Genomic DNA, 22,553 nt, shown 5'->3' on the forward strand with positions numbered 1-22,553 from the left:
GGGTGCGTTGGTGGCCGGCGGTGGCTCAGGTCGGCGTCGTCCAGTGCTGGTTGGCGTTGCCGTTGCAGTCCCAGGTCTGGCCGTCGGCCAGGACGACTGCACGGACGTGGTTCTCCTGGTCGTGGACCGGCTGATTCCGGGCTTCGGGGAGACTTCCACCCCGGTGCACGGCAGGTGACCGGATCGAGGCGAATGGCCGGATCGCTTCGGTTGCCGGCCGGACAGATCCAGCCGGTGGCGACATGCGTTTCTTCAGCAGGACACACACCCCTGTCAGGGCGACCGGTTCACCGACCGCATTCCCGACCGCCCCGCAGCCCATCGAAACGTGCGGATGATGTGAATATCACAACACCTCTCCCTAGCTGAACTTCCCCTCCGGAGCGCGCAGTTAGCGGCAACCTGAGTGGCTGGTCGGAATGTGCGTACTTCACAGCACCTCCATGCCGCCACCGCACTCATCGGTTACGGAAACTCGAGAGAGGCGTCACTGTGGGACTTCTTCGTCGCATCGCCAGTTCAGCTCTGCTCGTCGGCGCGCTGTTGGCCGCCACCATCACCCCGTCGGCAGCGGCCACCACCGCAGTCGGTCCGGTGGACCTGAAATTCATCGGTATCGGCTCAGGGCCGGACAACCTCGCGTACGGCTACGCCTTCGACAGCGCGTACTACCAGGCCGCGGGCATGGGATTCGCGTCCAGCCAGTGCCGGGTCATCGCGGGCCCGTACCACATGCTCCAACTGCCCAGCGGCTTCGGTCAGTGGGGCGTGGAAATCCGCTGCACCGGTGAGCCGAGCGTCACGGCCCCGACCAGAAACCTGGTGAGATACCTGGGCAGCGAGCACATGAGCACCACGTGGAACGTCCTCGAAGCCGACGGGTACCACTCGGAGGGCAGCCTCGGCAGGCTCTACACGACCCCGGTCGCGGGAACCCGCCCTCTCTACATGTGCCAGAACGCCAAGGACACCTTCACCTCTCCCGACGTCAACTGCGAGGGGAAGACATATGTGACCCGGCTCGGCTGGATCTACTCGGCGAAGCCCGCCAACGTGCAGACCAAACTGGTACGCCGCTGCCGGACCAATGGCCCGCTGGAGCACTTCGACTCCAACTCGAACACCTGCGAGGGCCAGGACGCCGAGGGCATCCTGGGCTACGCCCTGCTCTGACCCCGTCCCCGGACGCACACGTGGGGGCAGGCGGACCTGATCACCCACCTGCCCCCACGGCCCGGCACCACGAAGCGCCGCCCCGCTATGCGCGATTCACTGCTGTTGCGGCACTTCGCCGACCACCTCCGTCATGCTTTGCCCCCAAGTGCGGGCGTCAGCGATGCGCCCGTGAGGCCGTGTAGGACCTCCGCCCCGATCTCCGCCAGCCGGTGCGCCTGCGGGGGCGGGGCGCGGAGCGTGTCCGGGGCCGCGTTCAGGATCTCCCACGCCCGGAACAGCTCCGCCGATGACCTCTCGGGCGAGCCCGGTGAACGCCTCCCGATGCGGCTCCGCCGCCGTGAGAACCGCCTCCGCGTCGCTCACCGCGCTCAGCGCGACCGCCGCCGCCTCGTCCAGCTCCGCCCGCCGGGCCACCGCCTCGGCCGGGGGTATGGCTCCCGTCGCCACGGTGACCAGGTCCACTCGCAGGCCGTCCACGTACCAGCGCAGCCCAGGGACCCGGGCGCCCGTGACCTCGCGCAGGCCCCGAGCCTCCGGGAAGGCGGCGGCGAGTCGGCCCCGTACGCCCGAGGCGTCGGGCAGCGCCGCCACCAGGTCCAGGTCCGCGCCGGGGCGTGCGCAGCCCATGCGCCGGGAGCCCACGAGGTGGACGCGCGCCCCGGGGAGCGCCGCCGCGACGCGGGCGGTTACCGCCTCGGCCGCTTGGGAAGAGCCGGCGGTTTCGGCATGGGCTGCCTGGGAGGATCCCACGGTTTCGGCTCCGGCCACCGGGGAAGCCCCGGCCGTTTCGGCTCCGGCTTCCGTTGCCGTACCCGGCCCGAAACTGCGGGGCGGGGAGCACGCGCGTACGACCGAATAACGGGGGACGGGCCGGGGCCCCAGGGGCCGGCCGGGACGCGCCCGCGTTTGAGCAGCCACTCGGGAGGGGTAAGATCCTCCGTCCGATTGGCCAGGCTCGCAGCCCGTGTGGCACACTGGCCAGGTTGCTCGGTTGAGTGTCAATGCTGCGCGCCTCCCGCCGGGAGGACCGGAAGCGAGTCCCACAGTACTCGTCGGCCCCATGCGGGCCGGACGTACGGGAATCTTTCGGGAAGCGTAAGTGGGGCACCGGCCAGGCGCCCGGTGGGGTTTCACCCCCGGCAGCGCGGTCTTTGGCCCGCACCCCCTTGGTTGGGAAATCCTTCGGGACTTCTACGTAGAGGGGATGCGACACGCCCGACCGCGTGGGTCGGAGGCGGAGTTACCAGAACCTCGGGTTCCAGAGCGTTAACGAGAGACAGGACTACTAGTAGCCATGGCGGGACAGAAGATCCGCATCCGGCTCAAGGCCTACGACCACGAGGTCATCGACTCCTCGGCGAAGAAGATCGTCGAGACGGTGACCCGCACTGGTGCGTCGGTCGCGGGCCCGGTGCCGCTGCCCACTGAGAAGAACGTGTACTGCGTCATCAAGTCGCCGCACAAGTACAAGGACTCGCGCGAGCACTTCGAGATGCGCACGCACAAGCGCCTCATCGACATCCTCGACCCCACGCCGAAGACGGTTGACTCGCTCATGCGCCTCGACCTGCCGGCGGGCGTCGACATCGAGATCAAGCTCTGAGGTGACGCGCGAGATGGCTAAGAACATTAAGGGCGTCCTGGGCGAGAAGCTCGGCATGACCCAGGTCTGGGACGAGAACAACCGGGTTGTCCCGGTGACCGTCGTCAAGGCCGGGCCCTGCGTCGTGACCCAGGTCCGCACCAACGACAGCGACGGCTACGAGTCGGTCCAGATCGCCTTCGGCGAGATCGACCCGCGCAAGGTGAACAAGCCCCTCAAGGGCCACTTCGCCAAGGCCGACGTGACCCCGCGCCGCCACCTGGTGGAGCTCCGCACCCCTGACGCCGGCGAGTACACGCTCGGCCAGGAGATCACCGCCCAGGTGTTCGAGTCCGGCGTCAAGGTCGACGTCACGGGCAAGAGCAAGGGCAAGGGCTTCGCCGGTGTCATGAAGCGTCACAACTTCAAGGGCCTCGGTGCCGGTCACGGCGTCCAGCGCAAGCACCGCTCCCCCGGTTCGATCGGTGGCTGCGCCACCCCTGGGCGTGTCTTCAAGGGCATGCGCATGGCCGGTCGGATGGGTAACGAGCGCGTCACCACCCAGAACCTGACCATCCACGCGGTCGACGCGGAGAAGGGCCTGCTGCTCATCAAGGGCGCGGTCCCCGGTCCGAACGGCGGCCTCGTCCTGGTCCGTACCGCGGCCAAGGGGGCTTGAGGTAATGAGCACCATTGACATCCTTTCGCCGGCAGGCGACAAGGCCGGTACCGTCGAGCTCCCCGCGGAGATCTTCGACGCCAAGACCAGCGTCCCGCTGATCCACCAGGTCGTCGTCGCACAGCTGGCAGCTGCCCGTCAGGGCACGCACAAGACCAAGAACCGTGGCGAGGTCCGCGGTGGTGGGCGCAAGCCGTACCGCCAGAAGGGCACCGGCCGCGCGCGCCAGGGCTCGACCCGTGCGCCGCAGTTCGTCGGCGGTGGCGTCGTCCACGGCCCGCAGCCGCGTGACTACTCGCAGCGCACCCCGAAGAAGATGAAGGCCGCCGCCCTGCGCGGTGCCCTCTCCGACCGGGCGCGTCACTCCCGCATCCACGTCGTCACCGGCGTGGTCGAGGGTGGAGTCTCCACGAAGGCCGCCAAGTCGCTGTTCGGCAAGATCTCGGAGCGCAAGAACGTGCTCCTGGTCGTCGACCGCAACGACGAGGCCGCGTGGCTCTCCGCACGCAACCTGCCCCAGGTGCACATCCTGGAGCCGGGCCAGCTGAACACGTACGACGTGATCGTCTCTGACGACGTGGTCTTCACCCAGGCCGCCTTCGAGTCCTTCGTGTCTGGCCCCCAGACCGCTGAGACCGAAGGGAGCGACGCCTGATGAGCGAGGCGACCGTTACCAGCAAGACCTACTCCGACCCGCGCGACGTTCTCGTCAAGCCGGTTGTCTCGGAGAAGAGCTACGCGCTGCTCGACGAGAACAAGTACACGTTCATCGTCGCGCCCGGCTCCAACAAGACCCAGATCAAGCAGGCCGTGGAAGCGGTCTTCTCGGTCAAGGTCACCGGGGTCAACACGATCAACCGGCAGGGTAAGCGCAAGCGCACCAAGACCGGTTTCGGCAAGCGCGCTGACACCAAGCGCGCCATCGTGACCCTCGCTGAGGGCGACCGTATCGACATCTTCGGCGGCCCGACCTCCTAGTGAGGCCGAGTCGTCCGGAATCGGACGAGGACTGAGAAATGGGTATCCGCAAGTACAAGCCGACGACCCCGGGCCGTCGTGGCTCCAGCGTCGCCGACTTTGTCGAGATCACGCGGTCCACGCCGGAGAAGTCGCTGGTCCGCCCCCTGCACAGCAAGGGCGGCCGTAACAACGCCGGTCGTGTGACCGTTCGCCACCAGGGCGGTGGCCACAAGCGCGCCTACCGCGTGATCGACTTCCGTCGTCACGACAAGGACGGCGTGCCGGCCAAGGTCGCGCACATCGAGTACGACCCCAACCGCACCGCGCGCATCGCGCTCCTGCACTACGCGGACGGCGAGAAGCGCTACATCATCGCGCCGCGTGGCCTGACGCAGGGCGACCGTGTCGAGAACGGCCCGGCCGCCGACATCAAGCCCGGCAACAACCTGGCGCTGCGCAACATCCCGGTCGGTACGACCATCCACGCCATCGAGCTGCGGCCCGGCGGCGGCGCGAAGTTCGCCCGTTCCGCGGGTGCCTCCGTGCAGCTGCTGGCGAAGGAGGGCACCATGGCCCACCTTCGTATGCCGTCGGGTGAGATCCGCCTGGTCGACGCCCGCTGCCGCGCCACCATCGGCGAGGTCGGCAACGCCGAGCAGTCGAACATCAACTGGGGCAAGGCCGGCCGCATGCGGTGGAAGGGCGTCCGCCCGACCGTCCGTGGTGTCGTCATGAACCCGGTCGACCACCCGCACGGTGGTGGTGAGGGTAAGACCTCCGGTGGCCGTCACCCGGTTTCGCCGTGGGGTAAGAAGGAAGGTCGTACTCGTTCGCCCAAGAAGGCGTCGAACAAGTACATCGTCCGCCGCCGCAAGACGAACAAGAAGCGCTAGGAGCGGGTTTAGATGCCGCGCAGTCTCAAGAAGGGGCCCTTCGTCGACGGCCACCTCGCCAAGAAGGTGGACGTACAGAACGAGGCAGGCACCAAGAACGTCATCAAGACCTGGTCCCGTCGCTCGATGATCGTCCCGGCCATGCTGGGTCACACCATCGCGGTGCACAACGGCAAGATCCACGTCCCGGTGTTCGTCACCGAGTCGATGGTCGGCCACAAGCTCGGCGAGTTCTCGCCGACTCGCACCTTCCGCGGCCACGTCAAGGACGACCGGAAGTCGAAGCGCCGCTAACGCGGGGTGACCTGACTATGACTTACACCGAAGGGACAACCATGGAAGCCAGGGCCCAGGCGCGGTACATCCGCGTCACGCCCATGAAGGCCCGCCGCGTGGTGGACCTCATCCGTGGCATGGATGCCACGGAGGCTCAGGCGGTCCTGCGTTTCGCCCCGCAGGCCGCGAGCGTGCCGGTTGGCAAGGTGCTGGACAGCGCCATCGCCAACGCTGCACACAACTACGACCACACCGACGCCTCTTCGCTGGTCATCAGCGAGGCGTACGTGGACGAGGGCCCGACCCTGAAGCGGTTCCGTCCGCGTGCTCAGGGCCGTGCCTACCGGATCCGTAAGCGGACCAGCCACATCACCGTGGTCGTCAGCAGCAAGGAAGGAACCCGGTAATGGGCCAGAAGGTAAACCCGCACGGGTTCCGGCTCGGCATCACCACGGACTTCAAGTCCCGCTGGTACGCCGACAAGCTGTACAAGGACTACGTCAAGGAAGACGTCGCCATTCGTCGCATGATGACGAAGGGCATGGAGCGGGCCGGCATCTCCAAGGTGGAGATCGAGCGCACCCGCGACCGCGTCCGCGTTGACATCCACACCGCACGCCCGGGCATCGTCATCGGCCGCCGCGGCGCCGAGGCCGACCGCATCCGCGGCGAGCTGGAGAAGCTGACCGGCAAGCAGGTCCAGCTGAACATCCTCGAGGTCAAGAACCCCGAGGTGGACGCTCAGCTGGTGGCCCAGGCCGTCGCCGAGCAGCTCTCCTCCCGCGTCTCCTTCCGTCGTGCCATGCGCAAGAGCATGCAGAGCACGATGAAGGCCGGCGCCAAGGGCATCAAGGTCCAGTGCGGCGGTCGCCTCGGCGGCGCCGAGATGTCCCGCTCGGAGTTCTACCGCGAGGGCCGTGTGCCCCTGCACACGCTCCGCGCGAACGTCGACTACGGCTTCTTCGAGGCCAAGACGACCTTCGGCCGCATCGGCGTGAAGGTCTGGATCTACAAGGGCGACGTCAAGAACATCGCCGAGGTCCGCGCCGAGAACGCTGCTGCCCGTGCGGGCAACCGCCCGGCCCGTGGCGGCGCTGACCGCCCGGCCGGCCGCGGTGGCCGCGGTGGCGAGCGTGGCGGACGCGGCCGCAAGCCGCAGCAGTCGGCTCCGGCCGCCGAGGCCCCCAAGGCCGAGGCGCCCGCCGCTGCTCCGGCTGCTGAGAGCACCGGAACGGAGGCCTGACCGAAATGCTGATCCCCCGTAGGGTCAAGCACCGCAAGCAGCACCACCCGAAGCGCAGCGGTATGTCCAAGGGTGGCACGCAGGTTGCGTTCGGCGAGTACGGCATCCAGGCGCTGACCCCGGCGTACGTGACGAACCGTCAGATCGAGTCCGCTCGTATCGCGATGACCCGTCACATCAAGCGTGGCGGCAAGGTCTGGATCAACATCTACCCGGACCGTCCCCTGACGAAGAAGCCGGCCGAGACCCGCATGGGTTCCGGTAAGGGTTCTCCCGAGTGGTGGATCGCGAACGTCAAGCCGGGTCGGGTGATGTTCGAGCTGTCCTACCCGAACGAGAAGATTGCTCGTGAGGCGCTCACCCGCGCTGCTCACAAGCTTCCGATGAAGTGCCGGATCGTTCGGCGCGAGGCAGGTGAGTCGTGATGTCGGCCGGTACCAAGGCGTCCGAGCTGCGCGAGCTGGGCAACGAGGAGCTCCTCAACAAGCTCCGCGAGGCCAAGGAAGAGCTGTTCAACCTCCGCTTCCAGGCGGCGACCGGACAGCTCGAGAACCACGGCCGGCTCAAGTCCGTCCGTAAGGACATCGCCCGGATCTACACCCTGATGCGCGAGCGCGAGCTGGGCATCGAGACGGTGGAGAGCGTCTGATGAGCGAGAACACTGTGACTGAGACCAAGACCGAGCGCGGCTTCCGCAAGACCCGCGAGGGCCTCGTCGTCAGCGACAAGATGGACAAGACCGTCGTCGTCGCCGTCGAGGACCGCGTCAAGCACGCGCTGTACGGCAAGGTCATCCGCCGTACGAACAAGCTCAAGGCCCACGACGAGCAGAACTCCGCCGGTGTCGGCGACCGCGTCCTCCTGATGGAGACCCGGCCGCTGTCCGCCACCAAGCGGTGGCGCATCGTCGAGATCCTCGAGAAGGCCAAGTAATTCCTGAGGGGGCTTCCCCTCAGGTCAGTTCCGCCAGGCTCGGCAGGGGCTCCCGCAACGGGGCCCCTGCCGGGAACCGGCAGACGATCAGGAGATAGACGTGATCCAGCAGGAGTCGCGACTGCGTGTCGCCGACAACACGGGTGCGAAGGAAATTCTCACCATCCGTGTTCTCGGTGGCTCGGGTCGCCGCTACGCGGGCATCGGTGACGTCATCGTCGCCACCGTCAAGGACGCGATCCCCGGTGGCAACGTGAAGAAGGGTGACGTCGTCAAGGCCGTCATCGTTCGCACCGTCAAGGAGCGTCGTCGTCAGGATGGCTCGTACATCCGCTTCGACGAGAACGCCGCCGTCATTCTGAAGAACGACGGCGACCCCCGCGGCACCCGTATCTTCGGCCCGGTGGGCCGTGAGCTGCGCGAGAAGAAGTTCATGAAGATCATCTCGCTCGCGCCGGAGGTGCTGTAAGCATGAAGATCAAGAAGGGCGACCTGGTTCAGGTCATCACCGGTAAGGACAAGGGCAAGCAGGGCAAGGTCATCGTTGCCTACCCCGCTCAGGACCGCGTCCTCGTCGAGGGTGTCAACCGGGTCAAGAAGCACACCAAGGCCGGCCAGACCGCTCGCGGTTCGCAGACCGGTGGCATTGTGACGACCGAGGCGCCCGTCCACGTCAGCAACGTGCAGCTGGTTGTTGAGAAGGACGGCAAGAAGGTCGTTACTCGCGTCGGCTACCGCTTTGACGACGAGGGCAACAAGATCCGTGTTGCCAAGCGCACCGGTGAGGACATCTGATGACTACCACCACCGCGCCGCGTCTCAAGACGCGCTACCGCGAGGAAATCGCCGGCAAGCTGCGTGAGGAGTTCTCCTACGAGAACGTCATGCAGATCCCCGGTCTGGTCAAGATCGTGGTCAACATGGGTGTGGGCGACGCCGCCCGCGACTCCAAGCTGATCGACGGCGCCGTGCGCGACCTCACCACGATCACCGGTCAGAAGCCGGCCGTCACCAAGGCCCGCAAGTCGATCGCGCAGTTCAAGCTGCGCGAGGGGCAGCCGATCGGCTGCCACGTCACCCTCCGCGGTGACCGCATGTGGGAGTTCCTGGACCGTACGCTGTCGCTCGCGCTGCCGCGTATCCGTGACTTCCGTGGCCTGTCGCCCAAGCAGTTCGACGGCCGTGGCAACTACACCTTCGGTCTCACGGAGCAGGTCATGTTCCACGAGATCGACCAGGACAAGATCGACCGGGTCCGGGGCATGGACATCACCGTGGTCACCACGGCGACCAATGACGACGAGGGTCGTGCCCTCCTTCGTCACCTCGGCTTCCCGTTCAAGGAGAACTGACCGTGGCGAAGAAGGCTCTGATCGCTAAGGCCGCCCGTAAGCCGAAGTTCGGCGTCCGCGGGTACACCCGCTGCCAGCGCTGCGGCCGGCCCCACTCCGTCTACCGCAAGTTCGGCCTGTGCCGTGTGTGCCTTCGTGAGATGGCTCACCGTGGCGAGCTGCCGGGCGTGACCAAGAGCTCCTGGTAATTCTCCTTCGCCCCTTGGGCGTTGGGAATCACCCGGAGACTCTCGGTAAGCATCTGGTCGGCAGGAGTCCGGCCCCGCATGCCGTAGGCTTGCAGGGTTGGGCGCCTGCCGTCCAAGACCGACTTACTACGCCGTAGGTCCCCGCACCGCACCCGTCCCGCCTCTGAGCGGGGAGAGGGATGGCGCATACAGGAAACCCCGGCGAGAGAGGCCGAAGGCCAACTCATGACCATGACTGATCCCATCGCAGACATGCTCACGCGTCTGCGTAACGCGAACTCGGCGTATCACGACGACGTCACGATGCCGCACAGCAAGATCAAGTCGCACATCGCGGAGATCCTCCAGCAGGAGGGCTTCATCACGGGCTGGAAGGTCGAGGACGCCGAGGTCGGCAAGAACCTCGTCCTCGAGCTGAAGTTCGGCCCGAACCGCGAGCGCTCGATCGCCGGCATCAAGCGAATCTCGAAGCCGGGTCTGCGTGTCTACGCAAAGTCCACCAACCTGCCGAAGGTCCTCGGCGGCCTGGGCGTGGCGATCATCTCCACGTCCCACGGTCTCCTGACCGGCCAGCAGGCTCAGAAGAAGGGCGTAGGTGGGGAAGTCCTCGCCTACGTCTGGTAGTCGGGAACGGAGGAATAGCTCATGTCGCGAATCGGCAAGCTCCCCATCCAGGTTCCCGCCGGTGTGGACGTCACCATCGATGGCCGTACGGTCGCGGTGAAGGGCCCCAAGGGCACCCTCACGCACACCGTTGCCGCGCCGATCGAGGTCACCAAGGGTGAGGACGGCGTTCTGAACGTCGTCCGCCCGAACGACGAGCGTCAGAACAAGGCCCTGCACGGCCTGTCCCGCACGCTGGTGGCGAACATGATCACCGGTGTGACCCAGGGATACATCAAGGCGCTCGAGATCAGTGGTGTCGGTTACCGCGTCCAGGCGAAGGGCTCCAACCTGGAGTTCGCCCTGGGCTACAGCCACCCGATCCTGATCGAGGCCCCGGAGGGCATCACCTTCAAGGTGGAGACCCCCACGAAGTTCACCGTCGAGGGCATCGACAAGCAGAAGGTCGGCGAGACCGCGGCCAAGATCCGCAAGCTGCGGAAGCCTGACCCGTACAAGGCCAAGGGCGTCAAGTACGCCGGCGAGGTCATCCGCCGCAAGGTCGGAAAGGCTGGTAAGTAGCGATGGCATACGGCGTGAAGATCGCCAAGGGCGACGCGTACAAGCGTGCCGCTCTCAAGCGTCGCCACATCCGCGTCCGCAAGCACATCTCCGGTTCGCCGGAGCGTCCGCGCTTGGTCGTGACGCGGTCCAACCGCCACATGGTGGCTCAGGTCATCGACGACATCGCGGGCCACACGCTCGCGTCGGCGTCGACCCTGGACGTCTCCATCCGTGGTGGCGAGGGCGACAAGAGCAGCCAGGCCAAGCAGGTCGGCGCCCTGGTCGCCGAGCGTGCCAAGGCCGCAGGCGTCGAGGCCGTCGTGTTTGACCGCGGTGGTAACCAGTACGCCGGGCGGATTGCCGCTCTGGCTGACGCCGCCCGTGAAGCCGGGCTGAAGTTCTAGCCCCGGTTCCTACGCACAGCGGACGTAACAGAGAGAGGTAAATCCAATGGCTGGACCCCAGCGCCGCGGAAGCGGTGCCGGTGGCGGCGAGCGGCGGGACCGGAAGGGCCGTGACGGCGGCGCTGCCGCCGCCGAGAAGACCGCGTACGTCGAGCGTGTCGTCGCGATCAACCGTGTCGCCAAGGTTGTGAAGGGTGGTCGTCGCTTCAGCTTCACCGCGCTGGTCGTGGTGGGCGATGGTGACGGCACCGTCGGTGTCGGTTACGGCAAGGCCAAGGAAGTTCCCGCGGCCATTGCCAAGGGTGTGGAAGAGGCCAAGAAGAACTTCTTCAAGGTCCCCCGCATCCAGGGCACCATCCCTCACCCGATCCAGGGCGAGAAGGCTGCGGGCGTCGTCCTGCTCAAGCCGGCTTCCCCCGGTACCGGTGTGATCGCCGGTGGCCCGGTGCGCGCCGTTCTCGAGTGCGCCGGCGTTCACGACATCCTGTCGAAGTCGCTCGGGTCCTCGAACCCGATCAACATCGTGCACGCGACCGTGGCGGCCCTCCAGGGCCTGCAGCGTCCCGAGGAGATCGCGGCCCGCCGCGGTCTGCCCCTCGAGGACGTCGCCCCCGCGGCTCTGCTTCGTGCGCGTGCGGGAGCGGGTGCGTAATGGCTCGCCTCAAGATCACGCAGACGAAGTCGTACATCGGCAGCAAGCAGAACCACCGCGACACCCTGCGTTCGCTCGGGCTCAAGCGCCTGCACGACGTGGTTGTCAAGGAGGACCGCCCCGAGTTCCGCGGCATGGTGCACACCGTCCGCCACCTCGTGACGGTTGAGGAGGTCGACTGACATGGCGGAGAACAAGCCGCTGAAGGCGCATGACCTCCGGCCTGCCCCGGGCGCCAAGACCGCCAAGACCCGTGTGGGTCGTGGTGAGGCGTCCAAGGGTAAGACCGCTGGTCGTGGTACCAAGGGCACCAAGGCCCGTTACCAGGTTCCGGAGCGCTTCGAGGGTGGGCAGATGCCCCTCCACATGCGTCTCCCGAAGCTCAAGGGCTTCAAGAACCCGTTCCGCACGGAGTACCAGGTCGTGAACCTGGACAAGCTCGCGACGCTCTACCCCGAGGGTGGAGAGGTCACGGTGGCCGACCTGGTCGCCAAGGGTGCCGTGCGCAACAACCACCTCGTCAAGGTCCTCGGACAGGGCGAGATCTCCGTGGCGCTGCAGGTTTCGGTTGACGCCGTCTCCGGCTCCGCCAAGGAGAAGATCGCCGCCGCCGGCGGCACCGTCACCGAGCTCGTCTGAGACAACTCGGACACATCGGTGGCCTGAACATCCGACCGGGGATGCCCTCTCATATGGGGCATCCCCGGTTGGTCGTTCCTAGGGGGGCATGTACGCCGGTAAGGTGGCGTCCGTCGCTGTGGTAACCCCTGGGCGCACGCGCCCGGGGACCTTTGACTGTTACGTATCCGTCGATCCTCAAGACCGTCACCTCTACGCTCTGCGCGGGGGTCGCAGGAGGCACCGTGCTCACCGGCTTCGCCCGGGCGTTCAAGACGCCCGACCTGCGCAAGAAGCTGTTCTTCACACTCGGCATCATCGTGCTCTACCGGCTCGGGGCCCACATCCCGGTACCGGGAGTGAGCTACGAGAACGTCCAGACCTGTGTTGATCAGGCAACCAAGGGCAACAACAGCCTCTTCGGCCTGGTGAACATGTTCAGCGGTGGTGCGCTGCTGCAGATCACGATCTTCGCGCTCGGCATCATGCCGTACATCACGGCCAGCATCATTCTCCAGCTGCTGACCGTGGTCATCCCCCGACTCGAGGCGCTCAAGAAGGAGGGGCAGTCCGGCCAGACCAAGATCACGCAGTACACGCGTTATCTGACGGTCGCGCTCGCCATCCTCCAGGGCACCGGCCTGGTGGCCACCGCCCGCAGCGGCGCGCTCTTCAGCGGCTGCCCCGTCGCCGACCAGATCGTCCCGAACCAGTCGATGTTCACGACCGTCGTGATGGTCGTCACGATGACCGCCGGCACCGCGGCCGTCATGTGGCTCGGTGAGCTCATCACCGACCGCGGCATCGGCAACGGCATGTCGATCCTGATGTTCATCTCGATCGCCGCCAGCTTCCCGTCCGCCCTCTGGAACATCAAGACGAGCGGCAAGCTCGCGGACGGCTGGATCGAGTTCGGCACCGTCATCCTCATCGGCTTCGTGATGGTGGCCCTCGTCGTCTTCGTCGAGCAGGCCCAGCGCCGCATCCCGGTGCAGTACGCGAAGCGCATGATCGGGCGCCGCTCCTACGGTGGTACGTCCACCTACATCCCGCTCAAGGTGAACCAGGCGGGCGTGATCCCCGTCATCTTCGCTTCGTCGCTGCTCTACATCCCGGCCCTGATCGTCCAGTTCTCCAACTCCAAGGCGGGCTGGGCGCTCTGGATCCAGGACCACTTCGTCAAGGGCGACCACCCGTACTACATCACCGCCTACTTCCTGTTGATCGTCTTCTTCGCCTTCTTCTACGTGGCGATTTCGTTCAACCCCGAGGAAGTGGCCGACAACATGAAGAAGTATGGTGGCTTCATCCCGGGTATCCGGGCTGGTCGACCTACTGCCGAGTACCTGAGCTACGTGCTCAACAGGATCACTTGGCCGGGCTCGCTGTACCTGGGTCTGATCGCTCTGGTGCCGACGATGGCGTTGGCAGGCTTCGGTGGCGCTAACCAGAACTTCCCGTTCGGCGGGACGAGCATCCTCATCATCGTGGGTGTGGGTCTGGAGACCGTGAAGCAGATCGAGAGTCAGCTCCAGCAGCGCAATTACGAAGGGTTCCTCCGCTGATGCGAATCGTCCTCGTCGGCCCGCCGGGTGCCGGCAAGGGAACGCAGGCTGCGTACCTTGCCAAGAACCTGTCGATTCCGCACATCTCAACGGGCGACCTCTTCCGCGCCAACATCAGCCAGGGCACTGACCTTGGCAAGCAGGCCCGCGCCTACATGGACGCGGGGCAGCTGGTGCCGGACGAGGTGACGATCGGGATGGCCAAGGACCGCATGTCCCAGCCGGACGCGGTCAACGGCTTCCTGCTCGACGGCTTCCCGCGCAACGTGGGCCAGGCCGAAGCCCTGGATGTGATGCTCAAGGACGAGGGCGTGAAGCTGGACGCCGTGCTCGACCTGGAGGTCCCCGAGGACGAGGTCGTGAAGCGGATCGCGGGTCGCCGCATCTGCCGCAACGACAGCGCGCACGTCTTCCACGCGACGTACAACCCGCCCAAGACCGAGGGTGTCTGCGACACCTGCGGCGGCGAGCTGTACCAGCGCGAGGACGACAGCGAGGAGACGGTGCGTACCCGGCTGGAGGTCTACCACACGCAGACCGAGCCGATCATCGACTACTACCGGTCCCAGGACCTGGTGGTCACCATCTCCGCGCTCGGCAAGGTCACCGAGGTGACCGACCGGGCCATGGAGGCGCTGAAGAAGTCCGACGAGGGCTGAGCTCGCGCACGTGTAGTACTCGCAGTGAAGTCGGCCGCGGCGTCCTTGGGGCGCCGCGGCCGACTGCTTGCCCCCGTTCCGCCGTATCGTGGATTACCCGCTCCCGTCACCGTCCCCACCCGAAAGGCGCCGCAGCATGGTGCAGATCAAGACCCCCGAGCAGATCGCGAAGATGCGCGAGGCGGGGCTGGTGGTCGCTGCCATCCACGCGGCCACCCGTGAGGCGGCGGTGCCCGGCGCCACCACCCGGGACCTGGACCAGGTCGCCCGCAAGGTGATCGCCGACCACGGGGCGAAGTCGAACTTCCTCGGGTACGGCGGGTTCCCCGCGACCATCTGCACCTCGGTCAACGAGGTCGTCGTCCACGGCATCCCGGACGACAAGACGGTCCTCAAGGACGGCGACGTCATCTCCATCGACGCCGGCGCGATCGTGGACGGCTGGCACGGCGACGCCGCGTACACGGCCTTCGTCGGCACGGGTCACGCTCCGGAGCTGATCGAGCTGTCCCGGGTGACGGAGGAGTCGATGTGGGCCGGCATCGCCGCGATGAAGGTGAACAACCGCCTGGCCGACATCTCCAAGGCGATCGAGTCCTACATCCGCCGCCAGCCCCGCCCCGCGACCGGCAAGTACGGGATCATCGAGGACTACGGCGGGCACGGCATCGGCACCGAGATGCACATGGACCCGCACCTGCTGAACTACGTCTCCCGCAAGCGCGGCAAGGGCATCAAGCTGGTCCCGGGCGTCTGCCTGGCCATCGAGCCCATGGTGTCCCTCGGTACGCCCCACACGGAGGTGCTGGAGGACGAGTGGACGGTCATCACGACGGACGGCACCTGGTCCTCGCACTGGGAGCACTCGATCGCCCTCACGGAGCAGGGCCCGCTGGTCCTCACCGCCCCGGACTGCGGCCGCGAGAAGCTGGCTCAGTACGGCGTGGAGGCGGCGCCCGACCCCCTAGGCTGATTGGTCCGGGCCCGGAGGTCTAAGGATCTCCCGGGGTGGGCAAACTTGACGGATTCGTCTTTTGGAGTCCGCTGACGTAGACTGACTCGTCGGCTCTCGTGCATCCGTGTGTCCGCATGCGGAGGATGAGAGACGATCAAGGTAGCCGATTCGAAAGGCGAAGCGTGGCCAAGAAGCAAGGTGCCATCGAAATTGAGGGCACCGTGATCGAGTCCCTCCCGAACGCCATGTTCAAGGTGGAGCTCCAGAACGGTCACAAGGTCCTCGCGCACATCTCCGGCAAGATGCGTATGCACTACATCCGCATCCTCCCGGATGACCGGGTCGTCGTGGAGCTGTCTCCGTACGACCTGACGCGTGGCCGGATCGTCTACCGGTACAAGTAGATCTTGCCGCCGCCCGCCTCGGCGCGGCGTTGGCACTGACCCGGAGAACCTGACATCCCATGAAGGTCAAGCCGAGCGTCAAGAAGATCTGCGACAAGTGCAAGGTGATCCGCCGTCACGGCCGGGTCATGGTCATCTGCGACAACCTGCGCCACAAGCAGCGCCAGGGCTGACGCACGACCCCCTGCATCTCGCAGTTCTTCGCGCGACGCACGTAATACGTACATACGCAGAGCCCGTCCAAGCCACGGCTGACGACACCTCCGGCGGGGGCCGGGGACCCGGACGTACCACCTCTCCCAGCGAGGGGTCGGCGGTCGGGAGTGGTTCTGCGGAAGACCCCCGAAATGACAACTGGAGCCATTGAATGGCACGCGTTTCAGGTGTTGACATCCCGCGCGAAAAGCGCGTGGAGGTTGCCCTCACCTACGTCTTCGGTATCGGGCGCACCCGGTCCAAGGAGATCCTCGCCGCCGCCGGCGTGAACCCGAACACCCGCGTTCGTGACCTGGCCGAAGAGGACCTGGTCAAGATCCGCGAGTACGTGGACGCCAACCTCCGCACCGAGGGTGACCTCCGCCGCGAGATCCAGGCCGACATCCGCCGCAAGGTCGAGATCGGCTGCTACCAGGGTCTGCGTCACCGCCGCGGTCTGCCGGTCCACGGCCAGCGCACCAGCACCAACGCTCGTACCCGCAAGGGTCCGCGTCGCGCGATCGCCGGCAAGAAGAAGCCGGGCAAGAAGTAGTCCTCAGCGGACGCACTGCGCGCGTCCGGACCTCCGGACAGGCGCAGCAACCAGCGGTCTTCGCTGTAGGACCGATCACCTCCCCTCTCCATCTGGAGTCAAGACATGCCCCCCAAGGGTCGTCAGGGCGCAGCCAAGAAGGTGCGTCGCAAGGAAAAGAAGAACGTCGCTCACGGCCACGCGCACATCAAGAGCACGTTCAACAACACCATCGTCTCGATCACGGACCCCTCGGGCAACGTGATCTCCTGGGCCTCCGCCGGCCACGTCGGCTTCAAGGGCTCGCGCAAGTCCACCCCCTTCGCCGCGCAGATGGCCGCCGAGTCGGCCGCCCGCCGCGCGCAGGAGCACGGCATGCGCAAGGTCGACGTCTTCGTGAAGGGTCCGGGCTCCGGCCGCGAGACCGCGATCCGCTCGCTCCAGGCCACGGGCCTGGAGGTCGGTTCGATCCAGGACGTCACCCCGACGCCGCACAACGGCTGCCGTCCGCCGAAGCGTCGCCGCGTCTGATCCGTCACGGCCGGTGACGGCCGTACGGCAGGAGCGTGGGTACGGGCGGTACGCCCCCTGCGGGGGTGTACCGCCCGTATCCTTGTTTCATCTGTCGGGTGTCAAATAGTGGGCGCCCACGACTGAAGGATTCACATCATGCTGATCGCTCAGCGTCCGTCGCTGACCGAAGAGGTCGTCGACGAATTCCGCTCGCGCTTCGTCATCGAGCCGCTGGAGCCCGGCTTCGGCTACACGCTCGGCAACTCCCTGCGCCGCACGCTCCTCTCCTCGATCCCGGGTGCCGCTGTCACCAGCATCCGCATCGACGGTGTCCTGCACGAGTTCACCACCGTGCCGGGCGTCAAGGAGGACGTGACCGACCTCATCCTCAACATCAAGCAGCTGGTCGTCTCCTCGGAGCACGACGAGCCGGTCGTGATGTACCTGCGCAAGCAGGGCCCCGGCCTGGTCACCGCCGCGGACATCGCCCCGCCGGCCGGTGTCGAGGTGCACAACCCGGACCTGGTCCTGGCCACGCTGAACGGCAAGGGCAAGCTGGAGATGGAGCTGACCGTCGAGCGCGGTCGCGGCTACGTCTCCGCCGTCCAGAACAAGCAGGTCGGCCAGGAGATCGGCCGCATCCCGGTCGACTCCATCTACTCGCCGGTGCTCAAGGTCACGTACAAGGTCGAGGCGACCCGTGTCGAGCAGCGCACCGACTTCGACAAGCTGATCGTCGACGTCGAGACCAAGCAGGCCATGCGTCCCCGTGACGCCATGGCGTCGGCCGGTAAGACCCTGGTCGAGCTGTTCGGTCTGGCGCGCGAGCTCAACATCGACGCCGAGGGCATCGACATGGGCCCGTCGCCGACGGACGCCGCGCTCGCGGCCGACCTGGCGCTGCCGATCGAGGAGCTGGAGCTCACGGTCCGCTCGTACAACTGCCTCAAGCGCGAGGGCATCCACTCGGTGGGCGAGCTGGTGGCCCGCTCCGAGGCGGACCTGCTCGACATCCGCAACTTCGGTGCGAAGTCGATCGACGAGGTCAAGGCGAAGCTGGCCGGTATGGGCCTGGCGCTGAAGGACTCGCCTCCCGGCTTCGACCCGACCGCCGCCGCGGACGCCTTCGGCGCCGACGACGACGCGGACGCCGGGTTCGTGGAGACCGAGCAGTACTGAGCCCGGACCCCGGGTCGAGGGCTTCGTCCTCAATCGCCGGACGGGCTTGAAAGGAAGACTTCCGCGTGGCGACCGTCGCGCGGGAACTGACACCGGTACCTGATACGGCCGGTGCAGCACACAAGGAGAAAACCCATGCCGAAGCCCGCCAAGGGTGCCCGTCTGGGCGGCAGCGCCGCGCACGAGAAGCTTCTTCTCAACAACCTCGCGAAGTCGCTGTTCGAGCACGGCCGCATCACCACGACCGAGGCCAAGGCCCGCCGCCTGCGTCCGGTCGCGGAGCGTTTCATCACCAAGGCGAAGAAGGGCGACATCCACAACCGTCGCCTGGTGCTGCAGTCGATCACGGACAAGGGCGTCGTCCACACGCTCTTCACCGAGATCGCCCCGCGGTACGAGAACCGCCCCGGTGGTTACACCCGCATCACCAAGATCGGCAACCGCCGTGGCGACAACGCCCCGATGGCCGTCATCGAGCTGGTCGAGGCGCTGACCGTGGCGCAGCAGGCCACCGGTGAGGCCGAGGCCGCCACCAAGCGTGCGGTCAAGGAAGACGCGGCCAAGAAGGACGAGACCCCGGTCGAGTCCGTCGAGTCCGTCGAGTCCGTCGAGGACGCGAAGGACGCGAAGGACGCCTGAGCGTTCCGGAACCACTGAACGGGTCCGCATCACCCTTCGGGGCGGTGCGGGCCCGTTCGGCTGTGCGGGATCTTGAGAGGATGCGCTGGTGAGTGACGAGGTGGAGCCCGGCTTCGTACGGGTGCGGCTGGACCTGGCCTATGACGGCAAGGACTTCTCGGGCTGGGCGAAGCAGACCGCACGGCGGACGGTCCAGGGGGAGATCGAGGATGCGCTGCGGACCGTGACCCGTTCCTCGCGCACGTACGACCTGACGGTGGCCGGGCGCACCGATGCCGGGGTGCACGCCCGCGGTCAGGTGGCCCATGTGGACCTGCCGGCCGAGGTGTGGGCCGAGCACGCGGAGAAGCTGCTGCGGCGGCTGGCCGGGCGGATGGCGCCCGATGTGCGGGTGTGGCGTGTCGCGGAGGCGCCGGCCGGGTTCAACGCCCGGTTCTCGGCCCTGTGGCGCCGGTACGCGTACCGGGTGGCGGACCGGCCGGGCGGGGTGGACCCGCTGGTGCGGGGCCATGTGCTGTGGCACGACCGGCCGTTGGACGTGGCCGCGATGAACGCCGCGGCGGCGCGCATGACCGGGGAGCACGACTTCGCCGCGTACTGCAAGAAGCGCGAGGGCGCGACGACCATCCGGACGCTGCAGAAGCTGAGTTGGGTACGGGACGAGGCGTCCGGGGTCATCACCGGGACCGTGCAGGCCGACGCCTTCTGCCACAACATGGTGCGCGCCCTGGTGGGGGCGATGCTGTTCGTGGGCGACGGGCGCCGCCCCGACCCGTGGCCGGCCGAGGTGCTGGCGGCGGGGGTGCGCGACCCGGGGGTGCACGTGGTGCGCCCGCACGGGCTGACGCTGGAGGAAGTGGCGTACCCGGCCGACGAGTTGCTGGCGGCGCGGGCGGTGGAGGCCCGCAATGTGCGGACCCTGCCGGGGGCGGGCTGCTGCTGAGCCGGGAGGGTCAGGTCGTGGTGATGTCCGCGGCGGCCGATGCCTGGACCTCGCCGCGGTGGCGGATCTGGCGGAAGGTGAAGTTCGTCAGGTCGTCGCCGGTGGCGTACACGTCCTTGTCGCCCTTGGTGACGTTCTTGCCGCTGGTGAAGCCGCCGACCGTGAAGTAGGCGTACCTGCCGTAGGAGTTGGCGGTGCGGCGGCAGATCGCGCCGTCGCGGCAGAAGACGGGGACGCCCGACCCGCTCAGCGAGGCGAGGCCGCCGCTGGCCTGCTGGGCGGTCTTCTTGGCCTGCGCCTCCGTCTTGAAGACGGCGATGCCGACGGTGACCGCCACGCCGTTGCGGCTGTACGTGGCGCGGATGACCTGGTCGCAGCCGTTGGCGGTGAGGATCGAGCCGAGCGCGCCCTGTGTGGTGGTGGCGCACCGGGTGGTGCTGTGGGTGGCGCCCTTGGCGTAGACGCGGTCGCCTGAGGTGAGGGTCTTGCCGGGGTAGAAGGCGTTGACGGTGACGGGCAGCCGGTCCTTCTTCGCGTCGGATATGTAGTCCTTGGGGTCCGGCGGGGGCGGTGGCGCCACCGAGGAGAAGGACGGCTCGGGCTCGGTGGTCTCGCTGGGCAGCGCGCTCGCCGAGGGCAGTTCGCCGGCGTGCTTGCCGGCGGCCCCGTCGGAGTGGTTGCTGTTGGCGGTGATGACCGCGGTCGCCACGATCGCGGCGACCGCGGCGGTGGCCAGGGCGCCTCCGCCGATCAGCAGCCACTTCTTCCGCCTGGCGCGCGACTCGGACGCCTCGGCCAGTGCCTCCCAGTCCGGAGTCCCGTTGTTCCCCGGCCCCGCCGGTCCCGCCGGCCCCCAGGAGGGCCCCCCTTGCCCAAAGCTCATGCCGCGCATCCTAGACGGCCCGCAAACCGGTTGGGCCATTGCTTCGCGGCCCGTGACAATGCTGTGCATGGGACATCTCGAAGCAGGCCATCTTGAGTACTACCTACCGGACGGGCGGGTGCTGCTCGGCGATGCTTCGTTCCGGGTGGCCGACGGTGCCGTGGTCGCCCTCGTCGGGGCGAACGGCGCCGGCAAGACCACGTTGCTGCGGCTGCTCGCCGGGGAGCTCCAGCCGCACGGCGGCTCGGTCTCGGTGAGCGGCGGGCTCGGCGTGATGCGGCAGTTCGTCGGGTCGGTGCGCGACGAGCGTACGGTCCGCGACCTGCTGGTCTCCGTCGCGCAGCCGCGTATCCGGGAGGCCGCGCTCGCCGTCGACCGGGCCGAGGAGCGCATCCTCACCGTGGACGACGAGGCCGCGCAGATGGCGTACGCGCAGGCGCTGAGCGACTGGGCGGAGGTGCGGGGGTACGAGGCCGAGACGCTCTGGGACATGTGCACGATGGCCGCGCTCGGCATCCCGTACGAGAAGGCGCAGTGGCGTGAGGTGCGCACGCTGTCCGGCGGTGAGCAGAAGCGGCTGGTCCTGGAGGCGCTGCTGCGCGGGCCCGACGAGGTGCTGCTGCTGGACGAGCCGGACAACTATCTGGACGTGCCGGGCAAGCGGTGGCTGGAGGAGAGGCTGAAGGAGACCCGTAAGACGGTCCTCTTCGTCTCGCACGACCGCGAGCTGCTGTCCCGGGCGGCGCAGAAGATCGTCAGCGTGGAGCCGGGCCCGGCCGGCAGCGACGTATGGGTGCACGGGGGCGGCTTCGACACGTACCACCAGGCCCGCAAGGAGCGGTTCGCGCGCTTCGAGGAGCTGCTGCGGCGCTGGGAGGAGGAGCACAAGCGGCTGAAGGCGCTCGTGCTGCGGCTGCGGCAGCAGGCGGCGAACAGCCCCGACATGGCGAGCCGCTACCACGCGATGCAGACCCGCTTCAAGAAGTTCGAGGAGGCGGGCCCGCCGCCGGAGCCGCCGCGCGAGCAGGACATCCGGATGCGGCTGCGCGGCGGCCGGACCGGGGTGCGGGCGGTGACCTGCGTGAACCTGGAGCTGACCGGCCTGATGGCCCCGTTCGACCTGGAGATCTACTACGGGGAGCGGGTCGCGGTCCTCGGCTCCAACGGTTCGGGGAAGTCCCACTTCCTGCGGCTGCTGGCGGGCGAGCCGGTCGCGCACACGGGGGAGTGGAAGCTCGGCGCGCGGGTGGTGCCCGGCCACTTCGCGCAGACCCACGCGCACCCGGAGCTGCTGGGCCGCACGCTGGTCGACATCCTGTGGACGGAGCACGCCAAGGACCGGGGCGCGGCGATGTCCGTGCTGCGGCGCTACGAGCTGGAGCGGCAGGGCGACCAGCCGTTCGAGAAGCTGTCCGGCGGCCAGCAGGCCCGGTTGCAGATCCTGCTCCTGGAGCTGTCCGGCACGACAGCGCTGCTGCTGGACGAGCCGACGGACAACCTGGACCTGGAATCGGCCGAGGCGTTGCAGGACGGTCTGGAGGCGTACGACGGCACGGTGCTGGCCGTCACGCACGACCGGTGGTTCGCGAAGGGCTTCGACCGGTTCCTGGTCTTCGGTTCGGACGGGGTCGTACGGGAGACGCCGGAGCCGGTGTGGGACGAGCGGCGGGTGGAGCGGGCGCGGTGACGCGGGGGCGGGGCGTGCTGTCAAGCCCGTCCGGCGATTGAGGACGGAACCCTCCGCTCGGACCGGGGCGAGCCCCCGAGGTGGCGCCCGCCCCAGGGCCCGGCCCCGCGTTTTGACCCGTCCGGGGCGCGGCGGGTACTGTCGAGGATTGTTATACGTATCGGCCGCACCGTTCTCACGCGAGCGACCCTTGCGTAGGTTCTCTGGAGCAGTTACCAGTGGCTCGCATACGGGCATCGTCCCCGGCATTGTGAGCCCCAGCTGCATGATCGCTTC

The 22,553-nt window shown here is 67.5% G+C and carries 35 protein-coding genes and 1 pseudogene; 33 read left to right on the forward strand and 3 right to left on the reverse strand.

Annotation, left to right across the window (positions count from 1 at the left end; all coding sequences use genetic code 11):
- Nucleotides 1–25 precede the first annotated feature (25 nt).
- Nucleotides 26–169: a hypothetical protein gene (locus E6R18_RS34020; RefSeq protein WP_168712342.1), complete on the reverse strand. Its 144-nt coding sequence runs from the start codon at nucleotides 167–169 to the stop codon at nucleotides 26–28.
- 323 nt (nucleotides 170–492) lie between these two features.
- Between E6R18_RS34020 and E6R18_RS13350 the strand changes: the two genes are divergently transcribed.
- Nucleotides 493–1,173 carry a hypothetical protein gene (locus E6R18_RS13350; protein ID WP_136317107.1) on the forward strand — a complete coding sequence of 227 codons (681 nt, stop codon included), beginning with the start codon at nucleotides 493–495 and terminating at the stop codon, nucleotides 1,171–1,173.
- Between the two features lie 291 nt (nucleotides 1,174–1,464).
- On the opposite strand, the pseudogene E6R18_RS13355 reads toward E6R18_RS13350, so the two are convergent.
- Nucleotides 1,465–1,875: pseudogene (locus E6R18_RS13355) on the reverse strand (endonuclease/exonuclease/phosphatase); the annotation flags it as partial.
- 595 nt (nucleotides 1,876–2,470) lie between these two features.
- Between E6R18_RS13355 and rpsJ the strand changes: the two are divergent.
- The 31 genes from rpsJ (at nucleotide 2,471) to truA (ending at nucleotide 19,707) form a co-directional block, all read left to right on the forward strand.
- The gene (gene rpsJ / locus E6R18_RS13360) at nucleotides 2,471–2,779 is read left to right on the forward strand and encodes a 30S ribosomal protein S10 (protein ID WP_003948644.1); all 309 of its coding nucleotides are present in this window, start codon (nucleotides 2,471–2,473) and stop codon (nucleotides 2,777–2,779) included.
- A 13-nt stretch (nucleotides 2,780–2,792) separates the two neighbouring features.
- On the forward strand, nucleotides 2,793–3,437 hold the full coding sequence (rplC, locus tag E6R18_RS13365; protein ID WP_136317108.1) for a 50S ribosomal protein L3: 645 nt from the start codon (nucleotides 2,793–2,795) through the stop codon (nucleotides 3,435–3,437).
- A gap of 4 nt (nucleotides 3,438–3,441) precedes the next feature.
- A complete protein-coding gene (rplD, locus tag E6R18_RS13370; RefSeq protein ID WP_136317109.1) occupies nucleotides 3,442–4,092 on the forward strand; it encodes a 50S ribosomal protein L4 in 651 nt (216 codons plus the stop codon).
- The gene (gene rplW, locus E6R18_RS13375) at nucleotides 4,092–4,415 is read left to right on the forward strand and encodes a 50S ribosomal protein L23 (RefSeq protein WP_014154589.1); all 324 of its coding nucleotides are present in this window, start codon (nucleotides 4,092–4,094) and stop codon (nucleotides 4,413–4,415) included. The genes rplD and rplW overlap by 1 nt, the downstream gene beginning before the upstream one ends.
- Before the next feature lie 38 nt (nucleotides 4,416–4,453).
- Nucleotides 4,454–5,290: a 50S ribosomal protein L2 gene (gene rplB, locus E6R18_RS13380; protein ID WP_136317110.1), complete on the forward strand. Its 837-nt coding sequence runs from the start codon at nucleotides 4,454–4,456 to the stop codon at nucleotides 5,288–5,290.
- Between the two features lie 12 nt (nucleotides 5,291–5,302).
- A complete protein-coding gene (rpsS, locus tag E6R18_RS13385) occupies nucleotides 5,303–5,584 on the forward strand; it encodes a 30S ribosomal protein S19 (RefSeq protein ID WP_018101224.1) in 282 nt (93 codons plus the stop codon).
- A gap of 41 nt (nucleotides 5,585–5,625) precedes the next feature.
- Nucleotides 5,626–5,973: a 50S ribosomal protein L22 gene (gene rplV, locus E6R18_RS13390; protein ID WP_004571827.1), complete on the forward strand. Its 348-nt coding sequence runs from the start codon at nucleotides 5,626–5,628 to the stop codon at nucleotides 5,971–5,973.
- On the forward strand, nucleotides 5,973–6,809 hold the full coding sequence (rpsC, locus tag E6R18_RS13395) for a 30S ribosomal protein S3 (protein ID WP_018519293.1): 837 nt from the start codon (nucleotides 5,973–5,975) through the stop codon (nucleotides 6,807–6,809). The genes rplV and rpsC overlap by 1 nt, the downstream gene beginning before the upstream one ends.
- Nucleotides 6,810–6,814: 5 nt before the next feature.
- Nucleotides 6,815–7,234, forward strand: coding sequence for a 50S ribosomal protein L16 (rplP, locus tag E6R18_RS13400; RefSeq protein WP_003966953.1), 420 nt, complete (start codon nucleotides 6,815–6,817; stop codon nucleotides 7,232–7,234).
- The gene (rpmC, locus tag E6R18_RS13405) at nucleotides 7,234–7,458 is read left to right on the forward strand and encodes a 50S ribosomal protein L29 (protein WP_014047786.1); all 225 of its coding nucleotides are present in this window, start codon (nucleotides 7,234–7,236) and stop codon (nucleotides 7,456–7,458) included. Before rplP ends, rpmC begins: the two co-directional genes overlap by 1 nt.
- Nucleotides 7,458–7,742 (forward strand): 30S ribosomal protein S17, encoded by a 285-nt coding sequence (gene rpsQ / locus E6R18_RS13410; RefSeq protein ID WP_136317111.1) that lies wholly within the window; start codon nucleotides 7,458–7,460, stop codon nucleotides 7,740–7,742. The genes rpmC and rpsQ overlap by 1 nt, the downstream gene beginning before the upstream one ends.
- Nucleotides 7,743–7,842: 100 nt before the next feature.
- Nucleotides 7,843–8,211: a 50S ribosomal protein L14 gene (rplN, locus tag E6R18_RS13415; protein WP_003966950.1), complete on the forward strand. Its 369-nt coding sequence runs from the start codon at nucleotides 7,843–7,845 to the stop codon at nucleotides 8,209–8,211.
- Nucleotides 8,212–8,213: 2 nt separating this feature from the next.
- Nucleotides 8,214–8,537 carry a 50S ribosomal protein L24 gene (gene rplX, locus E6R18_RS13420; protein WP_111337423.1) on the forward strand — a complete coding sequence of 108 codons (324 nt, stop codon included), beginning with the start codon at nucleotides 8,214–8,216 and terminating at the stop codon, nucleotides 8,535–8,537.
- On the forward strand, nucleotides 8,537–9,094 hold the full coding sequence (gene rplE / locus E6R18_RS13425; protein ID WP_018550615.1) for a 50S ribosomal protein L5: 558 nt from the start codon (nucleotides 8,537–8,539) through the stop codon (nucleotides 9,092–9,094). The genes rplX and rplE overlap by 1 nt, the downstream gene beginning before the upstream one ends.
- Before the next feature lie 2 nt (nucleotides 9,095–9,096).
- Entirely contained in the window at nucleotides 9,097–9,282 is a 186-nt protein-coding gene (locus E6R18_RS13430) for a type Z 30S ribosomal protein S14 (protein ID WP_003948630.1), read from the forward strand.
- 225 nt (nucleotides 9,283–9,507) lie between these two features.
- Nucleotides 9,508–9,906 carry a 30S ribosomal protein S8 gene (gene rpsH, locus E6R18_RS13440; RefSeq protein ID WP_018550614.1) on the forward strand — a complete coding sequence of 133 codons (399 nt, stop codon included), beginning with the start codon at nucleotides 9,508–9,510 and terminating at the stop codon, nucleotides 9,904–9,906.
- 21 nt (nucleotides 9,907–9,927) lie between these two features.
- Nucleotides 9,928–10,467, forward strand: coding sequence for a 50S ribosomal protein L6 (gene rplF / locus E6R18_RS13445; RefSeq protein ID WP_018550613.1), 540 nt, complete (start codon nucleotides 9,928–9,930; stop codon nucleotides 10,465–10,467).
- A gap of 2 nt (nucleotides 10,468–10,469) precedes the next feature.
- On the forward strand, nucleotides 10,470–10,853 hold the full coding sequence (rplR, locus tag E6R18_RS13450; RefSeq protein ID WP_018550612.1) for a 50S ribosomal protein L18: 384 nt from the start codon (nucleotides 10,470–10,472) through the stop codon (nucleotides 10,851–10,853).
- A 46-nt stretch (nucleotides 10,854–10,899) separates the two neighbouring features.
- Nucleotides 10,900–11,505, forward strand: a complete 606-nt coding sequence (gene rpsE, locus E6R18_RS13455; protein ID WP_018101216.1) for a 30S ribosomal protein S5 — start codon at nucleotides 10,900–10,902, stop codon at nucleotides 11,503–11,505.
- Nucleotides 11,505–11,687: a 50S ribosomal protein L30 gene (rpmD, locus tag E6R18_RS13460; RefSeq protein WP_018550611.1), complete on the forward strand. Its 183-nt coding sequence runs from the start codon at nucleotides 11,505–11,507 to the stop codon at nucleotides 11,685–11,687. Before rpsE ends, rpmD begins: the two co-directional genes overlap by 1 nt.
- Nucleotide 11,688: 1 nt before the next feature.
- Nucleotides 11,689–12,144, forward strand: coding sequence for a 50S ribosomal protein L15 (gene rplO, locus E6R18_RS13465; protein ID WP_018550610.1), 456 nt, complete (start codon nucleotides 11,689–11,691; stop codon nucleotides 12,142–12,144).
- Between the two features lie 224 nt (nucleotides 12,145–12,368).
- Nucleotides 12,369–13,688 (forward strand): preprotein translocase subunit SecY, encoded by a 1,320-nt coding sequence (secY, locus tag E6R18_RS13470; protein ID WP_136317112.1) that lies wholly within the window; start codon nucleotides 12,369–12,371, stop codon nucleotides 13,686–13,688.
- The gene (locus E6R18_RS13475) at nucleotides 13,688–14,347 is read left to right on the forward strand and encodes an adenylate kinase (RefSeq protein ID WP_136317113.1); all 660 of its coding nucleotides are present in this window, start codon (nucleotides 13,688–13,690) and stop codon (nucleotides 14,345–14,347) included. Before secY ends, E6R18_RS13475 begins: the two co-directional genes overlap by 1 nt.
- Before the next feature lie 136 nt (nucleotides 14,348–14,483).
- Complete coding sequence (gene map / locus E6R18_RS13480) at nucleotides 14,484–15,320, forward strand: type I methionyl aminopeptidase (RefSeq protein WP_136317114.1); 837 nt, start codon at nucleotides 14,484–14,486, stop codon at nucleotides 15,318–15,320.
- Nucleotides 15,321–15,484: 164 nt separating this feature from the next.
- Complete coding sequence (gene infA, locus E6R18_RS13485) at nucleotides 15,485–15,706, forward strand: translation initiation factor IF-1 (RefSeq protein WP_003956442.1); 222 nt, start codon at nucleotides 15,485–15,487, stop codon at nucleotides 15,704–15,706.
- A 59-nt stretch (nucleotides 15,707–15,765) separates the two neighbouring features.
- Nucleotides 15,766–15,879 carry a 50S ribosomal protein L36 gene (gene rpmJ, locus E6R18_RS13490; protein ID WP_003956441.1) on the forward strand — a complete coding sequence of 38 codons (114 nt, stop codon included), beginning with the start codon at nucleotides 15,766–15,768 and terminating at the stop codon, nucleotides 15,877–15,879.
- Between the two features lie 194 nt (nucleotides 15,880–16,073).
- Nucleotides 16,074–16,454, forward strand: a complete 381-nt coding sequence (gene rpsM / locus E6R18_RS13495) for a 30S ribosomal protein S13 (RefSeq protein WP_136201725.1) — start codon at nucleotides 16,074–16,076, stop codon at nucleotides 16,452–16,454.
- Between the two features lie 105 nt (nucleotides 16,455–16,559).
- On the forward strand, nucleotides 16,560–16,964 hold the full coding sequence (rpsK, locus tag E6R18_RS13500; RefSeq protein ID WP_003956432.1) for a 30S ribosomal protein S11: 405 nt from the start codon (nucleotides 16,560–16,562) through the stop codon (nucleotides 16,962–16,964).
- 138 nt (nucleotides 16,965–17,102) lie between these two features.
- Nucleotides 17,103–18,125: a DNA-directed RNA polymerase subunit alpha gene (locus E6R18_RS13505; protein WP_003966937.1), complete on the forward strand. Its 1,023-nt coding sequence runs from the start codon at nucleotides 17,103–17,105 to the stop codon at nucleotides 18,123–18,125.
- Nucleotides 18,126–18,260: 135 nt separating this feature from the next.
- Nucleotides 18,261–18,764 (forward strand): 50S ribosomal protein L17, encoded by a 504-nt coding sequence (gene rplQ / locus E6R18_RS13510; RefSeq protein WP_136317115.1) that lies wholly within the window; start codon nucleotides 18,261–18,263, stop codon nucleotides 18,762–18,764.
- Between the two features lie 88 nt (nucleotides 18,765–18,852).
- Nucleotides 18,853–19,707 carry a tRNA pseudouridine(38-40) synthase TruA gene (truA, locus tag E6R18_RS13515; protein ID WP_136317116.1) on the forward strand — a complete coding sequence of 285 codons (855 nt, stop codon included), beginning with the start codon at nucleotides 18,853–18,855 and terminating at the stop codon, nucleotides 19,705–19,707.
- A gap of 10 nt (nucleotides 19,708–19,717) precedes the next feature.
- Here the strand turns inward: truA and E6R18_RS13520 are convergent, their stop codons facing one another.
- The gene (locus tag E6R18_RS13520) at nucleotides 19,718–20,590 is read right to left on the reverse strand and encodes a hypothetical protein (RefSeq protein WP_136317117.1); all 873 of its coding nucleotides are present in this window, start codon (nucleotides 20,588–20,590) and stop codon (nucleotides 19,718–19,720) included.
- Between the two features lie 58 nt (nucleotides 20,591–20,648).
- On the opposite strand from E6R18_RS13520, the gene E6R18_RS13525 reads away from it, so the two are divergent.
- Nucleotides 20,649–22,277, forward strand: coding sequence for an ATP-binding cassette domain-containing protein (locus tag E6R18_RS13525; RefSeq protein ID WP_206308279.1), 1,629 nt, complete (start codon nucleotides 20,649–20,651; stop codon nucleotides 22,275–22,277).
- The last annotated feature ends 276 nt before the right edge of the window (nucleotides 22,278–22,553 follow it).

Origin of the sequence: Streptomyces sp. A1277 (genome assembly GCF_004795015.1) — a bacterium.
Lineage (GTDB): Bacteria > Actinomycetota > Actinomycetes > Streptomycetales > Streptomycetaceae > Streptomyces.

What these genes read in the sequence shown, in the direction of transcription:
- rpsJ (WP_003948644.1), top strand. Translation starts at nt 2,471, where the DNA reads ATGGCGGGACAGAAGATCCGCATCCGGCTCAAGGCCTACGACCACGAG.
- rplC (WP_136317108.1), top strand. Translation starts at nt 2,793, where the DNA reads ATGGCTAAGAACATTAAGGGCGTCCTGGGCGAGAAGCTCGGCATGACC.
- rplD (WP_136317109.1), top strand. Translation starts at nt 3,442, where the DNA reads ATGAGCACCATTGACATCCTTTCGCCGGCAGGCGACAAGGCCGGTACC.
- rplW (WP_014154589.1), top strand. Translation starts at nt 4,092, where the DNA reads ATGAGCGAGGCGACCGTTACCAGCAAGACCTACTCCGACCCGCGCGAC.
- rplB (WP_136317110.1), top strand. Translation starts at nt 4,454, where the DNA reads ATGGGTATCCGCAAGTACAAGCCGACGACCCCGGGCCGTCGTGGCTCC.
- rpsS (WP_018101224.1), top strand. Translation starts at nt 5,303, where the DNA reads ATGCCGCGCAGTCTCAAGAAGGGGCCCTTCGTCGACGGCCACCTCGCC.
- rplV (WP_004571827.1), top strand. Translation starts at nt 5,626, where the DNA reads ATGGAAGCCAGGGCCCAGGCGCGGTACATCCGCGTCACGCCCATGAAG.
- rpsC (WP_018519293.1), top strand. Translation starts at nt 5,973, where the DNA reads ATGGGCCAGAAGGTAAACCCGCACGGGTTCCGGCTCGGCATCACCACG.
- rplP (WP_003966953.1), top strand. Translation starts at nt 6,815, where the DNA reads ATGCTGATCCCCCGTAGGGTCAAGCACCGCAAGCAGCACCACCCGAAG.
- rpmC (WP_014047786.1), top strand. Translation starts at nt 7,234, where the DNA reads ATGTCGGCCGGTACCAAGGCGTCCGAGCTGCGCGAGCTGGGCAACGAG.
- rpsQ (WP_136317111.1), top strand. Translation starts at nt 7,458, where the DNA reads ATGAGCGAGAACACTGTGACTGAGACCAAGACCGAGCGCGGCTTCCGC.
- rplX (WP_111337423.1), top strand. Translation starts at nt 8,214, where the DNA reads ATGAAGATCAAGAAGGGCGACCTGGTTCAGGTCATCACCGGTAAGGAC.
- rplE (WP_018550615.1), top strand. Translation starts at nt 8,537, where the DNA reads ATGACTACCACCACCGCGCCGCGTCTCAAGACGCGCTACCGCGAGGAA.
- rpsH (WP_018550614.1), top strand. Translation starts at nt 9,508, where the DNA reads ATGACCATGACTGATCCCATCGCAGACATGCTCACGCGTCTGCGTAAC.
- rplF (WP_018550613.1), top strand. Translation starts at nt 9,928, where the DNA reads ATGTCGCGAATCGGCAAGCTCCCCATCCAGGTTCCCGCCGGTGTGGAC.
- rplR (WP_018550612.1), top strand. Translation starts at nt 10,470, where the DNA reads ATGGCATACGGCGTGAAGATCGCCAAGGGCGACGCGTACAAGCGTGCC.
- rpsE (WP_018101216.1), top strand. Translation starts at nt 10,900, where the DNA reads ATGGCTGGACCCCAGCGCCGCGGAAGCGGTGCCGGTGGCGGCGAGCGG.
- rpmD (WP_018550611.1), top strand. Translation starts at nt 11,505, where the DNA reads ATGGCTCGCCTCAAGATCACGCAGACGAAGTCGTACATCGGCAGCAAG.
- rplO (WP_018550610.1), top strand. Translation starts at nt 11,689, where the DNA reads ATGGCGGAGAACAAGCCGCTGAAGGCGCATGACCTCCGGCCTGCCCCG.
- E6R18_RS13475 (WP_136317113.1), top strand. Translation starts at nt 13,688, where the DNA reads ATGCGAATCGTCCTCGTCGGCCCGCCGGGTGCCGGCAAGGGAACGCAG.
- map (WP_136317114.1), top strand. Translation starts at nt 14,484, where the DNA reads ATGGTGCAGATCAAGACCCCCGAGCAGATCGCGAAGATGCGCGAGGCG.
- rpmJ (WP_003956441.1), top strand. Translation starts at nt 15,766, where the DNA reads ATGAAGGTCAAGCCGAGCGTCAAGAAGATCTGCGACAAGTGCAAGGTG.
- rpsM (WP_136201725.1), top strand. Translation starts at nt 16,074, where the DNA reads ATGGCACGCGTTTCAGGTGTTGACATCCCGCGCGAAAAGCGCGTGGAG.
- rpsK (WP_003956432.1), top strand. Translation starts at nt 16,560, where the DNA reads ATGCCCCCCAAGGGTCGTCAGGGCGCAGCCAAGAAGGTGCGTCGCAAG.
- E6R18_RS13505 (WP_003966937.1), top strand. Translation starts at nt 17,103, where the DNA reads ATGCTGATCGCTCAGCGTCCGTCGCTGACCGAAGAGGTCGTCGACGAA.
- rplQ (WP_136317115.1), top strand. Translation starts at nt 18,261, where the DNA reads ATGCCGAAGCCCGCCAAGGGTGCCCGTCTGGGCGGCAGCGCCGCGCAC.
- E6R18_RS13520 (WP_136317117.1), bottom strand. Translation starts at nt 20,590, where the DNA reads ATGAGCTTTGGGCAAGGGGGGCCCTCCTGGGGGCCGGCGGGACCGGCG.
- E6R18_RS13525 (WP_206308279.1), top strand. Translation starts at nt 20,649, where the DNA reads ATGCTGTGCATGGGACATCTCGAAGCAGGCCATCTTGAGTACTACCTA.